The sequence below is a fragment of the Clostridium sp. LS3 genome, from assembly GCF_055330225.1.
This window is the reverse complement of record NZ_CM143921.1, coordinates 3,722,308-3,738,959: the sequence shown is the minus strand read 5'-3', so window position 1 is coordinate 3,738,959 and position 16,652 is coordinate 3,722,308. Positions and strand designations below refer to the sequence as shown.

Here is a 16,652-nt window from a genome sequence, read left to right as displayed (position 1 = left end):
TATACCATACTTTATTAATTAAGGTATTTTAATTGTTCATTTTATAAATATATGGAATAATAATAATATAAATAGGGTTTTAGGAGGAATTCATGTCAAAGGGATTAAAGAAAAAATATATTGTTTTTATAATTATAAGTATAGTTATTTTGCTAGCATCGTTAATATCCGTACTAGTAAAATTAGGACTAGAATCATATAGTAAATTTAATGACTATAATTATGAAGCTAAAATAGAGGAAAACATAAATATAGAAGAAAATATTACTATAGAGAACGATAACAATATAAATAAGGATTCGGATAGTGAGGAGTTTAAATCTAATATATATGCTTTTGATAAAGATGGTTTATATGGATTTAAAAATTCATATGGAGATATTGTTATAGAGCCTAAATATAGTAGTGCATATGATTCATCAGAAGGGTTAGCTGTTATATATGAAAATGGAAGATATGGATACGTAGATTTAAAGGGAAATTTAGTAGTAAAGAATAAATATTATTATGCATCGCCTTTTAATAATGGACTTGCAGTAGTGGACTTTGAGGATGGTAAATCAGGAGTAATTGATAAAGAGGGAAATGAATTATTTAGAACAGATAAATATAGAATATTTAGAACAATAAATAACTATGTTGAGGTTGGAAATAATGATGAAAAAATAGGAATGGGCTACTTAGATAAGAGCGGAAAAGAAGTAGGACAAATAAAATATAATGTTTTAGGAAGTTTTGTAGATGGACTAGCTTTGGTTAAGTATGATGAGAAATATGGGTATATAAATGAAAAGGGAGAGGAAGTTATTCCGCTAATTTACGAATATGCAGAGGATTTTAGAAATGGATATGCTATTGTGAAGGATGGCGCAAGGTCAAAACTTATAGATACAAAAGGAAATGAAGTAAATAACCCAATAAGTTTCGAAAATTCGTATGATGGATTTATAGATGGAATAATAGTAGGAGAAGACGTAGATACTTCTGAAAATGTCGTATTAGATAAGAACCTTAATGAGATATATAGATTACCTATAGATTATATTTTTACGGGAACTACAAAATCAGGTGTATCTGTATTTTATAATCATTATAACGGGTTAAGCTTTATGGATTCAAAGGGAAATGAAAAGTTTAAGATTGATAATGTTAATATAAGGGTATATGACTCTAAAGATATAAAGGACTTTTTTATAATAGAAAATTATGACAGAAAAACTAAGGTTGGAGTTATAAATTTAGATGGAGAAGAAGTAATACCATTTAAATATTCTGATATTGAAGTAATAGATCAATTTTTTATTTGTACTAAAAAAGGATTTTTTAGAGACGATGTAGACATATATTACAGAGATTTAAAATTAACAAATAGTAAAATAAAAGCAGATTATATTGATAAGGCAGGGGAAGGAGTATTAAGCATAAGTAAAGGTGATAATATATATTTTCTAAATAAATACGGGCAAAAGTTTTAACTTACTTGAGGTGAAAAAGTGATAGATTTATTAGAAAACTGTAGTTTATGTCCAAGAAATTGTGGCGTTAATAGATTAAGTGAAAAAAGAGGATTTTGTGGAGCGGGAGATAAAATTAGGGTTGCAAGGGCCGCTTTACATTATTGGGAAGAACCCTGCATATCAGGGAATATAGGTTCTGGAACTGTATTTTTCTCTTACTGTACTTTAAAATGTGTATTTTGTCAAAATCATAATATTAGTCAGTGTAGCTTTGGAAAAGAGATATCTATTGATAGATTAGGAGAAATATTTATAGAATTGCAGGAAAAAGGAGCTCTTAATATAAATTTAGTTACTCCAACACATTATGTTCCTCAAATAATTGAAGCTATAAGAGTAGCAAGAAATAAAGGCTTAAATATACCAATAATATATAATAGCAGTGGGTATGAAAAAGTAGAGACTATAAAGCTACTAAAGGGTTATATAGATGTATATCTTCCAGATATGAAATATTTTGATAGTAAATATTCAGTTAAATATTCTAAGGCTAAAGATTACTTTTTATATGCAAAAGAAGCTATTGATGAGATGATTAATCAAGTAGGCGACGTGAAGTTTGATGAAAATGGAATAATAAAAAAAGGTGTAATAATAAGACACTTAATGTTACCAGGATTATTATTTGATTCTAAAAAAATAGTAGATTATATTCATAAAACCTATGGAAACAAGGTATATATAAGCCTTATGAATCAATATACTCCGTTAGAGCATGTTAAAGAATATCCTGAAATAAACAAGCCATTAAATCAAAAACATTATGAAGCGCTTATTGATTATTCATTAGATATCGGAGTAGAGAATGGATTTATTCAGGAAGAGGGAACAGCAAAAGAAAGTTTTATTCCACTCTTTAATTCTGAGGGAGTATAGTGAATATACTATAGGAATATAGATTTATAAAGGATGAATTTTTATTCATCCTCTAATTTTTCATGCATATTTTAATACTATATTAAAATATAAGTTATTCCAGTACTTAAGTAGATTTTACTAAATTTAATTGTTAGTAAAAATATAAAAAAAGAAAATTAAGTTTATTATTCAGTAATTACTTCTATTAAATAATTTATTATGTAATTGACAATAATTATAATAAAACTTAGAATATAATAAAGAACGTTTGTTCGAGATTAAATTTCAAGAAAACTGAAAAACTAATGTTATAAAATAAGAAGGGGCATTTTAATATGAAAGATAAAATTATTATAAGAGGTGCAAAGGTACATAATTTAAAAAATGTATCTCTAGAAATTCCTAGAGAGAAGTTAGTAGTTTTTACAGGGTTATCAGGATCAGGAAAATCATCATTAGCATTCGATACTTTATATGCAGAAGGTCAAAGAAGATACGTTGAATCACTTTCATCCTATGCAAGGCAGTTTTTAGGACAAATGGATAAGCCAGATGTAGAGTATATAGAAGGCTTATCTCCAGCAATATCTATAGATCAAAAAACAACAAGTAAAAATCCACGTTCAACTGTTGGAACTGTAACAGAAATATATGATTATTTAAGGTTATTATATGCAAGAGTAGGAAAACCATATTGTCCAAAATGCAAAATTCCAATTGAACAACAATCTGTTGATCAAATTGTGGATAGTGTTATGGCTCTTGGGGATAAAGCTAAACTTCAAGTTTTAGCTCCTGTAATAAGGGGTAAAAAGGGAACTCATGAAAAAGTATTAGACAATATAAAGAGAAGTGGATTTATAAGAGCCAGAGTTGATGGATCAATTTATGAACTAGCAGAGGAAGAAGTTAGTTTAGATAAAAATATAAAGCATAATATTGAAGCAGTTGTAGATAGAATAGTCATAAAAGAAGGCATAGAAGGAAGATTATCAGATTCTATTGAAACAGCACTTAAATTAGCAGAGGGATTAGTAGTTATAAATATTATTGATGGAGAAGACATATTATTTAGTGAAAAGTTTGCATGTTCAGAATGTGGTATGAGTATAGATGAATTAGCACCAAGATTATTTTCATTCAACTCTCCATTTGGGAAGTGCGATTGTTGTGATGGATTAGGTACCTTAATCGAATTAGATGAAGATTTAATTATACCAAATAAAGACTTAAGCATACTAGAAGGTGCCATTGCTACTTGGGGAGAAGGTAGGCTAAAAGAAGACTCATGGACATATGCTATATTAAAGGCTTTAAGTGAAGAGTATGATATAGATTTAGGTAGGCCTGTTAAGGAGCTAAGCAAAAGGGAATTAGATTTAATTCTTTATGGAACTGATGGTAAGAAGATGAAGGTGATTTACACTAGAGAAGGAGTTAAATCACAATATTCATATGCATATGATGGTGAAATAAACTCTTTAAAAAGAAGATATAGAGAAACTAATTCTGATGTTATAAAAAGTGAAATAGAGCAATATATGAGTAACAATCATTGCCCTAAATGTAAGGGAGCAAGATTAAAGAAAGAAGCTTTAGCTGTTAGAGTTGGAGAAAAGAATATACACGAATTTACAAAACTTTCAATAAAAGAGGAGCTTGAATATATAGATTCATTAATTTTCTCAGAAAAGGATAAAATAATAAGTGACCAAATAGTAAAAGAAATAAAAAGTAGGCTTAAATTTTTAATAGATGTAGGTTTAGATTATTTAAGTTTAGCAAGAAACTCTGGAACTTTATCAGGTGGAGAATCACAAAGAATAAGGCTTGCAACTCAAATAGGATCAGCTCTTATGGGGGTTTTATATATACTAGATGAACCAAGTATAGGATTGCATCAAAGAGATAATGATAGATTAATAAATACACTTAAAAATTTAAGAGATGTAGGAAATACAGTAATAGTAGTTGAGCATGATGAAGATACTATTAAGGAAGCAGATTTTGTAGTTGATATAGGGCCAAGAGCAGGAGAACATGGTGGAGAAATAGTAGCAGCAGGAACTTTAGATGATATTAAAGAGTGTAAAGGTTCTATAACAGGGCAATACTTAACAGGAGAAAAGAAAATTGATATTCCTACAGAAAGGAGAAAGGGAAATGGTAACTTTATATCTGTTAAAGGAGCTAAAGAAAATAATCTAAAGAATGTTAATATAAAGGTTCCATTAGGAACTTTAACTATGGTAACAGGAGTGTCAGGCTCAGGGAAAAGTACTTTAGTTAATGAAATATTATATAAAGGTCTTAATAGATTAGTAAATAGAAGTAAAAATCCAGTCGGGGCACATAAAGAAATAACAGGTTATGAAAATATAGATAAAATAATAGATATAGATCAAAGTCCTATTGGAAGAACTCCAAGATCAAATCCAGCAACTTATACTGGCGTGTTTGATATAATAAGAGAACTGTTTTCTACAACTCCAGAAGCTAAGATGAGAGGATATAAACCAGGAAGATTTAGCTTTAATGTAAAAGGTGGTAGATGTGAAGCTTGTTCAGGAGATGGAATAATAAAAATAGAAATGCAATTCTTATCTGATGTATATGTTCCTTGTGAAGTATGTAAAGGAAAAAGATATAATAGAGAAACTTTAGAGGTAAAATATAAAGGGAAATCTATTGATGATATACTAAGTATGACAGTAGAAGAAGCCTTAAAGTTCTTTGAAAACATTCCTAGAATAAAAAATAAATTAGAAACTTTAAATGATGTTGGACTTGGTTATATAAGGCTTGGCCAACCTTCTACTCAATTATCAGGTGGGGAAGCACAAAGAATAAAACTAGCATTTGAACTTTCAAAGAGAAGTACAGGAAAAACACTTTATATATTAGACGAGCCGACAACTGGACTTCATATTGATGATGTAAATAGACTTGTTGAAATACTTCAAAGACTAGTGGAGTCAGGAAATACAGTAGTGGTTATAGAACATAATTTAGATATGGTTAAATGTGCGGATCATATAATAGACTTAGGACCAGAAGGCGGAGATAAAGGCGGTACAATAGTGTCAGTTGGGACTCCAGAAGAAATAAGTAAGGTAAATAACTCATATACAGGTAAATATCTTAAAAAGATGTTAAGATAAGTCAAGTATACTTGTTATTTTTAACTAGAAGTTTTAATATATAATGGTAATAGAATACTAATTTTGAGGTGAAAAGATGGGTTTTTCAAAGCTAATGACATTAGTTTTTGGTGTGGCATTTATGATAATACTATATTTTATTATTTATTATGCACTAAAAATAATGTACAAGGATGTAAAAGGTGGAGGAAGAAGAAAGCAACCTTCTGCTAAAAAGAATTATGGTATAGAAGTGCTGAGTGTGGGTGAAAATTCAAGCTTAGAAGAAGGATCTATTTTATTGTTAAGAGGAATTATAACAATAGGTAGAAAAGAAGGAAATACAATAAAATTAACAGATCAATATGCTTCAGGAAACCATGCTAAGATTGTAGTTAAGAATAATGAGATAATTATAGAGGATTTAGATAGCACTAATGGTGTGTTTATAAATGATGAAAAAGTAGAAGGATATGCTAAGATAATGGCAAATGATAAAATAAGAATAGGTAGTGCTATATTTAAGGTTATAAGAGCAGATAAAAATTAGAGGTGAGATTATGAATAGTGCATTAAAGTTAGAAAAAAGAGTTCTTAAATTGATTTATCTTCTATGCTTACTTCTATTTACTAATCTAGCTCTATTGAAGAAACCTTTTGATACAAAAGCATTAATTATAGGAATTATTTTATGCTTAATAATAGGATTTTCTCATTATTTAATAAGGAGATTTTATCCTGATGGCGATAAATTTATGCTTATATTTTCAAGTATATTAGCTGTAGTTGGAATAGCAGTGCTCTATAGGATAGATCCTAGTTTTGCAATAAAACAATTAGTGTGGGCTGTACTTGGAATAATAGCATATATAGTTATAGTTGTAGCATTACCGGATTTAAAGAGTTTTGCTAAGTACAAAAAGATATATATGATTATTACATTAATACTTATGCCAATGGCATTGGTGTATGGTCTTGTATTTAAGGTAGAAACATATGGGGCTATGAACTGGGTTTTTATAGGACCCTTTGGTTTCCAACCATCTGAGTTTGGAAAAATAGCATTAGTTTTATACTTATCAGCTTCGCTTATGAACTATGAAAGTAAAAACGTAATTAAGGAAGATTTTAAACAATTAATAGAACCAGCATTAATAGTTATGTTTTCTTTAGTTTGTATGGTGCTACAAACTGACTTAGGATCAACCTTAATATTCTTTGGTATATCTGTAACTATGCTATATATTGCAACTTCAAAGAAAAAATATGTTTTTACTTGCTTAGGACTTTCAGCTATAGGAGCAGTAGGGGCTTATGGTGTATTTGGACACGTACAAAGAAGAGTTAAAATATGGCTTGATCCTTGGAAATATGCACACGATGAAAGTTATCAAATAGTACAAGGGCTTTATGCTATAGCTTCAGGTGGTTTATTTGGAGTAGGATTAGGAAATGGGTATCCTGACTTAATCTTTGCAAAAGAAAGTGATTTCATTTTTGCAGTTATTTGCGAAGAGCTTGGAATAATATTTGCAGTTGGATTAATGATAATATATTTCTTATTATTTTATAGAGGAATAAGAATAGCATTTGTAACTAATGATAAGTTCAGTCAACTTGCAGCTGTTGGATTTAGTACAATGATAGCTTGTCAAACATTAGTTATTATAGGTGGAATATTTACTGTTATACCGCTTACAGGTATAACACTACCTCTTATAAGTTATGGTGGAAGCTCAATGATAACAATGTTTTTTGCGTTGGGAATATTACAAAAAATATCAGAAGAGTATTAATTTTTATAGCTATAATTGTATTAATAGGTTTTACAGATTAAGGAGGATTTTATGAATGATTTAGCAAAAAGTGTACGAAACGTTATGGTTATATTCCTTTTTTGCTTTATAGCGTTGATATCATATATAGCCTACTTTCAAGTTTTTAAGGGTCCTGATATAGCAAATGATACAGGAAATAAAAGACTTTGGGCAAAAAGAAATGAAGTGCTAAGAGGAACTATATATGATAAAGATGGAAATCCGTTAACTAAAAGTGTTAGATTAGATAAGTTTAATCAAAGTAGAGAATATTTATATGGAGATTTATATGTTCACTCACTAGGATATATAGATGAAAGATTTGGATTAACTGGATTAGAAGAGGAATTTGATAGCGAATTATCGAAATATAATAGTTTTTCAAATGGTATTAGAAGCTTACTTAAAGATTTTGATTTAAAAAAAGCTTTTGAAAGTAGAAACGAAGAAAAAATAGGAAATGGTATAGTCACCACTTTAGACTATAAGTTGCAGAAGATTGCATATGAAGTTATGGGAGATTTAAAGGGAGCTGTAGTTGCATTAAATCCTAAAACAGGAGAAATATTAGCTATGGTTTCAAAACCAACATATGATCCAACTAATCTTGAAAAAGCTATAGAAGAAGCTAATACTGGTGTTGATGTAGATAGTAAATTATTAAATAGAACTATAAATGGATTGTATCCTCCAGGATCTGTATTTAAAACAGTAACATTATCAGCAGCTTTAGAAAATGATCCAAGTATAGTTAATAGAACATTTAATGATACAGGTAAAATAACTTTTCCGGATGGTACAGAACTTAATAACTATATGAAGCAAGCTCATGGAAATCTAGATTTACAAATGGCATATAGAGTTTCAAGTAATGTTGTATTTGGAACACTTGCAATGGAAATGGGAAATCCTAAGTTAAAAGAAGTTTCAGAGAGGTTTGGATTTAACTCTAGAGTTCCAGGAATAGGAATTTCTATATCAGAAAGTAGATTTCCAGCATTAAAGGATTACGAAGTGGGAAATATAGCTCAAAGTGGAATAGGGCAAGCAAGTGTACTATCAACTCCAATGCAAATGGCTATAGTTGCTGCGACTGTAGCAAATGATGGAGTTCTTATGGAGCCTAAATTAGTGAATAAAATAGTAGATAAGGATGGAAACACAGTAAAGGAAATACCTAATAAAACATTAAAAACTGATGTTATTTCAAAGGATATAGCAGAAACAGTAAAAAAATATATGGGTTATTTAGTATCAAATAATACTCATAGATGGCCAGCCTTTGAAGGAACAAATGCTGGTGGAAAAACAGGAACAGCAGATTATATAGAGGATGGAGTTGAAGGAATACCTCATGGATGGTTTATATCAGCAGCACCTTTAGATAATCCACAAATTGCAGTAGCTGTAATAGTAGAAAAGGGTGAAAATGGTGCAGGTTCAGCTGCTTATATAGCATCTCAGGTTGTGAGAGCAGCTGTTCTTGGAGAATAGCATTTAAGAGGTTGATTTTACTTATCAACCTCTTTTTCTACAAAATTTTATCTTTTAATTTAAGCTTTCTCACTCTTTAAATTTTTTGTCATATATTAAGATAGAGACTTAATTTTAAGCTTTATTTATATAAAGTTAAAAAACTTTAAAGACTAAAAGGAGAATACAAGCTATGTTTAGGGTTAAGCAATTAGAAGTTGAGGGATGCTACTTAATAACACCAACTGTTTTTATGGGAAGTACTTGTGATTTAATTAAAGTTTTTAATGATACTCAATTTAATATATATGGGTTAAGCACAGAATTTAAAGAGGAATATTATGCAATAGCAAAGCCAGGGGTAGTAAGAGGAATGCATTTTCAATTACCACCAGAAGATCATGATAAGCTTATAACTTGTATAATAGGAGAAATACAAGATGTAGTAATAGATTTAAGAAAAGATTCTAAAACCTTTGGAAAGTATACAGTAGTGGATTTAGATGAATACAATAAAAATCTAATATATATTTCTAAGGGATGCGCACATGGATACTATATAAAAGGAAAGAGAGATGCTTTAGTTTATTATAAGGTTACAAAACCATTTATAAGAGAATTAAGGGGTGGAGTGCATTGGAATTCATTAAATATTCCATGGGATTTTAAAGATGAGGTTGAAGTCGAAAGTGAAGATAAACTTTGGCCAAAGTTTGAGGAATTTGATTCACCATTTTAGAAATTTAAGGATATAGCTAATTTAAAAGTTATATCCTTAAATTTCTATATAAATAAGTTTTGTTTACTTCTATATATAATGATAAAATTTATATTGTGAAGTATCATAATTGGAGGGAGGAACTCTGATGTTTGATTTTGAATATCATTTAAAAAATTTACCAGATAAACCTGGTGTTTATATAATGAAAAACTCACTTGGAGAAATAATTTATGTGGGAAAAGCAAAAGTTTTAAAAAACAGAGTAAAAAGTTATTTTCAAAATTCTAAGAATCATTCAGAAAAAGTTAAAGTAATGGTTAAAAACATATCTGAGTTTGAGTACATAGTAACAGATTCTGAAATGGAAGCTTTGATTTTAGAGTGTAATCTTATTAAGAAACATAGTCCAAGATATAATATAGCATTAAAGGATGATAAATTTTATCCATTTATAAAAATAACAGCAAATGATGACTACCCTAGAGTATTTGTAACTAGAAAATATGCAAAGGATGGTAGCAAATATTTTGGACCATATACAAATGGAACAGCAGTCTATGAAACTATAACTTTGATAAATAAAATATTTCCTATAAGAACCTGTAAGTTAATAATAAATGAAAATGGAGAAAAAGTTAGACCATGTTTAAATTACCATATTAAAAAATGTGTTGCGCCATGTGCTGGATATGTAACAAAAGAAAAATATGGTGAAATGATTGATGATATTATGGATATACTTAATGGTAAAGATAAAACAATACTAAATTCACTTAAAAAAGATATGGAAGACGCTTCAATGAATCTTGAGTTTGAAAAAGCGGCAAAATTTAGAGATAAGATACTTGCAATAGAGGCTATAGTGGAAAAACAAAAGATATTTAAAACTATGGAAGGCGATGAAGATTTTATAAATATATTTCAAGATGAGAAAGATAGCTGTATTCAAGTATTTTTTGCTAGAGATGGCAAGGTGACTGGGCGTGAACATTTTATGTTTGAAAACACAGTAGATGATAAAATAGGAGAAGTATTACAAGCTTTTATAACATCTTTTTATGCAGGAGCCGCTAAAATTCCTAAAACTATATATATTCCGGAAATAGAAGACTTAGAACTTATGGAAGAGTTTTTAACCATTAAAAGAGGATCAAAGGTTTGGATAAAGATACCCCAAAAAGGTCAAAAGAAAGATATGATTGAAATGGTAAGAAATAATGCTAAAATAACTTTAGAGCAATTTAAGGATAAGTTCCTTAAAGAGAAGGAGATCAATAGAATATCCCTACAGGAGTTACAGTGTTTACTAGATTTAGATGAAGTACCATTTAGAATAGAAGCCTATGATATTTCTAATATACAGGGTGTTGACTCAGTTGGAACAATGGTTGTCTTTGAAGAAGGAAGATCAAAAAACAGCGATTATAGAAGATTTAGAATAAAATCTGTAAAAGGTGCCAATGATTATGATAGTATGAGAGAAATACTAGAAAGAAGGTTTGCCCATGGTCTTGAAGAAATAAAAAAAATTCAAGAGAGAAATCTGAACTTTTCAAGTGGTAAATTTTCTAGTTTCCCAGATCTTATTATGATGGATGGGGGTAAGGGACAGGTAAATGTAGCCTTAGAAGTATTAAAAAAGTTAAATATAAATATTCCTGTTTGTGGATTAGTAAAGGATGATAAGCATCAAACTAGAGGAATTATATATAACAATAAAGAAGTTATAATAAATAGAAGTTCTAACCTAATGCAAATGATAAGAAGGATACAAGATGAAGTTCATAGGTTTGCAATTACATATCATAGAACTTTGAGAGATAAGAGAACATTACATTCTATATTAGAAGATATTCCTAACATAGGAGAAAAGAGAAGAAGAAATCTTTTAATGAAATTTGGTAGTGTTGAAAATATTAAAAATGCAACCATAAATGAATTACTAGAAACACCTAGTATAGATAAAAAAGCTGCTCAAAGCATAATAGACTACTTTAATACAAAAGAAAAGAAGTAACAAAAGGGTTACAACTTCGGTATAATATATAAATATGCCTTTGGTGGGTTGTTTCTTGAAGTTTTTTAATTTATACTATGTAAGGATATTACTACGTATTTATAAGGAGTTAGGTATGAATCAGTATAAAGTGTTTAAAGAATTATTTGAAGAATTTTATAAAAGTGAAAATGTTATTATTGATGCGGAAATGAAAAATTATGTTCACTTTAGAGTGGGTGGACCAGCAGATATTCTTTTAATTCCGGAATCTAAAGATCAGGTTATTAAGACAATAGAAAATTGTAGAGAAAAAAACATACCTTTCTACGTAGTTGGAAATGGATCTAACTTGTTAGTAAAAGACGGTGGATTAAAAGGCGTTGTTATTAAGTTAAATGAAGTCAAGAACATAAAGATAGTAGGAGATATAGTTGAGGCTGAATGTGGAGCTATGCTAAAAGATGTATCTAACACAGCTTTAAGAAGTTCACTAACTGGATTTGAGTTTGCATGTGGTATTCCAGGAACTGTAGGTGGAGCTGTATTTATGAATGCAGGTGCTTATAATGGAGAAATAGCGCATGTTATAGAGAGTGCAGAAGTTATAGATGATAAAGGTAATATAATTACTTTATCAAAAGATGATTTAGAATTAGGATATAGATCTTCTATAGTTATGAAGAAAAATTATATTGTTTTATCAGCTAGATTTAAATTACAAAATGGTGATGAAGATCAAATAAAAAATGCAGTTAATGATCTAACTAATAAAAGAGAATCAAAACAACCATTAGAATACCCATCTGCAGGCAGTACATTTAAAAGACCAGAAGGTTATTTTGCAGGTAAGCTTATACAAGATGCAGGATTAAAAGGATATAGTATAGGTGGTGCAGCAGTTTCAGAAAAACATTCAGGTTTTGTTATAAATAAAAATGGAGCTACTGCTAAAGATATATTAGATTTAATATCATATATTCAAGATGAGGTAAAAAGGCAATTTAACGTAGAATTACATCCGGAAGTTAGAATAATAGGTGAGGATAAAAGATAAATATTTTATTTTAAAAGACTTAAGAATTTTCTTAGGTCTTTTTTTAAAACTTTTTATAAAAAACTAACAAATTGTTGACAAGTAATAAGAGGTATAATATACTGTATTTAAAGTTTAAATAAATTATATTATATTGTGATTAGTGTGGAGGTATTTATGAGAAGGTTTTATGTTAAAGAAAGATTATTTGCTATAGGAGCTAAATTTGATGTGTTAGATGAGTATAATAACACAGCCTTTATTGCAGAAGCAGACAAGTTTGACATAGGAAAAAATATAAGTATTTATGATACAAATAATAGGAAAGTGTTATATATGAGACAACAGTTAAGGTTAGGAGCACATAAGTATATTGCTTATGATGAAAATATGAGAGAAATAGCAACAATTAAAAAAGAATTTATGGTTCCTGAATACAATATAACTGGATCAGTAGGGGTAATGGCTATGGAATCAAAAAGTATGTTAGGGAGACACTATATAATAAGAAAAGATGGTGTGGAAATAGGTAAAATAGATAAAGAGTTAACCTTTGGACGTGACAGATATTCTTTAGAGGTGTTAGATGAAAGTTATACTAATTTTTTTGTAGGACTATTAGTAATGATAGATATGGTAAGATTTCATAGTGATAATTAGTATATAAATTATATGTAGATAAGTGTACTATATTTATATTATTAATAATATAATATATTTTATAAAATTTATTTAAGAGAGGTAAATAATAATGGCTCATGAAGTAGATTATGAAATTGTAGGAAATGAAATGCAATATGTAGAAATTGAATTAGATCCAAGAGAAACTGTAGTTGCAGAAGCTGGTGCAATGATGATGATGGATAATAGTATAACTATGGAAACTATTTTTGGAGATGGAAGTGAAAAATCTCAAGGTGGTTTTTTTGGAAAGCTTGGAGGAGCAGCTAAAAGAGTTATGACTGGTGAAAGCTTGTTTATGACTGCTTTTACTAATTCAGGTGTTTTAAAACAAAAAGTAGCATTTGCAGCTCCTTACCCAGGGAAAATAATGGCTATGGATTTAAGACAATTAGGTGGTAGGTTAATTTGTCAGAAAGATTCATTTTTATGCTGTGCAAAAGGAGTAAGTGTAGGGATAGAATTTACAAAGAAGCTTGGAACAGGATTTTTTGGCGGAGAAGGATTTATTCTTCAAAAATTAGAAGGGGATGGATTAGCATTTATACATGCTGGAGGTACTATTGTAAAGAAAACATTAATGCCTGGAGAAACCATAAAAATAGATACAGGATGTTTAGTTGCAATAACTCAAAATGTAAATTATGATATACAGTTTGTAGGTGGATTTAAAAATGCTGTATTTGGAGGAGAAGGATTATTTTTTGCAACTTTAACAGGTCCAGGGGAGGTTTGGATTCAAAGTCTACCATTTAGTAAATTAGCTTCTAGAATTTATGCAGCTACACCACAGAATATGGGAAAGTCAGTTGATCAAGGTAGTGTTCTTGGAAGTTTAGGAAGTCTTTTTGAGAATTAATCACAAAATATTTATTAGATATGTCTAAGCGAATAAGAATTAGTGTAGGAACTGAAGAGCTGAATTTAGTAAGCTACTATATGATATTATAAAAGAAAGAGATATAAAATAAGTTAAAATGAGAGAAGTGACAGCTTTCCTCTTTTAACTTATTTTTTATTCTTCATCTAGGGTCTTTAAATAAAAATCTTATTTTATAGAAAGGATATTACTGCTTAGGTATAGCTATAATATTTATTATAACTTATATAAATAAGCTTAATATGATATAATTTAATCATATAATCTTCAAATTAAAAGGAGGCAGCATGATGAGATTTATAATAGTTACAGGATTATCAGGAGCAGGCAAGACAGAAGCAACAAGAAGCCTTGAAGATATGGGATACTTTTGTGTAGATAATCTTCCTCCAAAGTTAATACCAAAGTTTGCAGAAGCTTGTGTTCAAAGTCAAGGAAAAATTAATAAAGTCGCTTTAGTTATAGATATAAGAGGTGGAATATTCTTTGATGATTTATTTGAAAGCTTAAATTACTTAAAGAGACAAGATTTTAAATATGAAATATTATTTTTAGATGCATCAGATGAGATTTTAGTTAAGAGATTTAAGGAATCTAGAAGAAGTCACCCATTAGCACCAGGAAGTAGGGTTATTACAGGGATTAATGAAGAAAGAAATAGATTAAGAGAAGTAAAAGATAGAGCAGATATAATTATAGATACATCAAAATATGCAATTAGAGATTTAAGAGAAGAAATGAACAAAAATTATGGAGATATGAAGCAACCTGAAAAGCAACTTTCAGTAACTGTTTTAAGCTTTGGATTTAAATATGGAATACCAGTTGACTCAGATTTAGTATTTGATGTTAGATTTATACCAAATCCATTTTATATAGCAGAGCTTAAGCCTTATTCAGGAAATGATGAACCAGTAAAGGATTATGTATTAAAGCAAGAAGAAACTAAAGGATTTATAAAAAGAGCAGATGATATGTTGGATTTCCTAATACCTAACTATAAGAAAGAGGGTAAAAGACAACTTATAATATCTATAGGATGTACTGGTGGAAGACATAGATCAGTAGCTATAGCTAATGCTTTATATAAAAAATTATTAGAAAGAAATTATAATGCTTCAGTTGAACATAGAGATATAATAGAAGATGTACACCAAGGAGCTAAAAAACTATGAGTATTAAAGATTGGTTAAAGCCAGGAGTTAGAATTAAAAGGTGGATTTTCTTTGGAATATTTGGAATACTATTAATTGCCTTTGGCTTTACTGAACTAGCAATGCGTAGAGTTTACGATTTTTACTATAAAGTATTTTATATATTCCTAAATATAACAGGAATATTCGTTATATATATATCAGTAGTAGAGAGCATGAAATCTATAATAGCACTTACTAATAAGGGATATATTCAGTTGTCTTTAGATAGCAGAAAGATGGAAAATCTTATTTATGAGAAGAGATTATTAGTAAAAGGACCTAAGATTGTAGTTGTTGGTGGAGGAACAGGATTATCCACTATGCTTAGAGGATTAAAATATTATACATCTAATATAACAGCAATAGTAACAGTTGCCGATGATGGTGGAGGATCTGGGGACTTAAGAGAAGATCTTGGTATGCTTCCTCCTGGAGATATAAGAAACTGTATTTTAGCTTTAGCAGATACAGAGCCATTAATGGAGGAGTTACTACAATATAGATTTCCGGATGGAAGGCTTAAAAATCAAAGCTTTGGCAACTTGTTTTTAGCAGCAATGGATGGGGTAAGTGACAATTTTGAAGATGCGATTCAAAAGATGAGCTCAGTACTAGCGGTAACGGGGAAAGTTTTACCAGTTACCTTAGAGGATATGAAGCTTATTGCAGAGCTTGAGAATGGAAATAAAGTAGAAGGAGAATCTCAAATTCCAGATGAAGTGTTAAGACAAAATTCAAGGATAAAGAAGCTTATGATAGAGCCAAAGGATGCAAAGCCATTAGAGGATGCAATAAAAGCAATAGAGGAAGCAGATGCAATAGTATTAGGACCAGGAAGTCTTTATACAAGTATAATTCCTAATTTATTAGTAAAAGATATATCAGAAAGTATAAGAAAAAGCGATGCAATTAAAATATATATATCTAATATAATGACTCAACCAGGAGAAACACATGGGTTTAAAGCATCAGATCATATTAAGATATTAAAAAAGTATGCTGGAAGAGGAATTATAGATTATGTTATAGCAAATAGAGGAGATATTCCCGATGATGTAAAAAAGAAATACTTATTAGATAATTCTCAATTAGTAGAATTAGATATGAAGGAAATAAAGGCCTTAGGAGTAGAAGTAGTTGAGGCATCATTAGCAAAGATAGAAAAAGGTTATGTTAAGCACGATTCAGAGTATTTAGCAGAAGTTTTAGTTGATACAATAATGGAGAAAAAGTTATTGTATGATAGAAAGAAAATAATAGAATATATGTATGTATCACAAAGAATTAAAGAAAGAGAGAAAAAAAATAAGCTTAACAATAAAAGGAACTAAGAATTA

General features: G+C 29.3%; 13 protein-coding genes. All 13 read left to right on the top strand.

The window, feature by feature from the left end; translation table 11 throughout:
* The first annotated feature begins 92 nt into the window (after positions 1-92).
* Positions 93-1,475, top strand: a complete 1,383-nt coding sequence (locus ACZJV1_RS17605; protein WP_460289274.1) for a WG repeat-containing protein — start codon at positions 93-95, stop codon at positions 1,473-1,475.
* Between the two features lie 18 nt (positions 1,476-1,493).
* Positions 1,494-2,393 (top strand): radical SAM protein, encoded by a 900-nt coding sequence (locus ACZJV1_RS17600; RefSeq protein WP_463650934.1) that lies wholly within the window; start codon positions 1,494-1,496, stop codon positions 2,391-2,393.
* 317 nt (positions 2,394-2,710) lie between these two features.
* The gene (gene uvrA, locus ACZJV1_RS17595; protein ID WP_463650933.1) at positions 2,711-5,536 is read left to right on the top strand and encodes an excinuclease ABC subunit UvrA; all 2,826 of its coding nucleotides are present in this window, start codon (positions 2,711-2,713) and stop codon (positions 5,534-5,536) included.
* 76 nt (positions 5,537-5,612) lie between these two features.
* Positions 5,613-6,065: an FHA domain-containing protein gene (locus ACZJV1_RS17590; protein WP_411169120.1), complete on the top strand. Its 453-nt coding sequence runs from the start codon at positions 5,613-5,615 to the stop codon at positions 6,063-6,065.
* Positions 6,066-6,075: 10 nt separating this feature from the next.
* On the top strand, positions 6,076-7,311 hold the full coding sequence (locus ACZJV1_RS17585; protein ID WP_460289270.1) for an FtsW/RodA/SpoVE family cell cycle protein: 1,236 nt from the start codon (positions 6,076-6,078) through the stop codon (positions 7,309-7,311).
* Between the two features lie 51 nt (positions 7,312-7,362).
* On the top strand, positions 7,363-8,826 hold the full coding sequence (locus ACZJV1_RS17580) for a peptidoglycan D,D-transpeptidase FtsI family protein (RefSeq protein WP_463650932.1): 1,464 nt from the start codon (positions 7,363-7,365) through the stop codon (positions 8,824-8,826).
* 172 nt (positions 8,827-8,998) lie between these two features.
* Positions 8,999-9,544: a dTDP-4-dehydrorhamnose 3,5-epimerase family protein gene (locus ACZJV1_RS17575; protein WP_411169117.1), complete on the top strand. Its 546-nt coding sequence runs from the start codon at positions 8,999-9,001 to the stop codon at positions 9,542-9,544.
* A gap of 127 nt (positions 9,545-9,671) precedes the next feature.
* Positions 9,672-11,543, top strand: a complete 1,872-nt coding sequence (gene uvrC / locus ACZJV1_RS17570) for an excinuclease ABC subunit UvrC (RefSeq protein WP_463650931.1) — start codon at positions 9,672-9,674, stop codon at positions 11,541-11,543.
* A 115-nt stretch (positions 11,544-11,658) separates the two neighbouring features.
* A complete protein-coding gene (gene murB / locus ACZJV1_RS17565; RefSeq protein ID WP_463650930.1) occupies positions 11,659-12,579 on the top strand; it encodes a UDP-N-acetylmuramate dehydrogenase in 921 nt (306 codons plus the stop codon).
* A 156-nt stretch (positions 12,580-12,735) separates the two neighbouring features.
* Positions 12,736-13,218, top strand: a complete 483-nt coding sequence (locus ACZJV1_RS17560) for an LURP-one-related/scramblase family protein (RefSeq protein ID WP_322412585.1) — start codon at positions 12,736-12,738, stop codon at positions 13,216-13,218.
* Between the two features lie 91 nt (positions 13,219-13,309).
* A complete protein-coding gene (locus tag ACZJV1_RS17555) occupies positions 13,310-14,098 on the top strand; it encodes a TIGR00266 family protein (RefSeq protein ID WP_411169114.1) in 789 nt (262 codons plus the stop codon).
* A 311-nt stretch (positions 14,099-14,409) separates the two neighbouring features.
* Positions 14,410-15,294, top strand: a complete 885-nt coding sequence (gene rapZ, locus ACZJV1_RS17550; protein ID WP_463650929.1) for an RNase adapter RapZ — start codon at positions 14,410-14,412, stop codon at positions 15,292-15,294.
* Positions 15,291-16,646, top strand: coding sequence for a gluconeogenesis factor YvcK family protein (locus ACZJV1_RS17545; RefSeq protein WP_463650928.1), 1,356 nt, complete (start codon positions 15,291-15,293; stop codon positions 16,644-16,646). Before rapZ ends, ACZJV1_RS17545 begins: the two co-directional genes overlap by 4 nt.
* Positions 16,647-16,652: the final 6 nt, after the last annotated feature.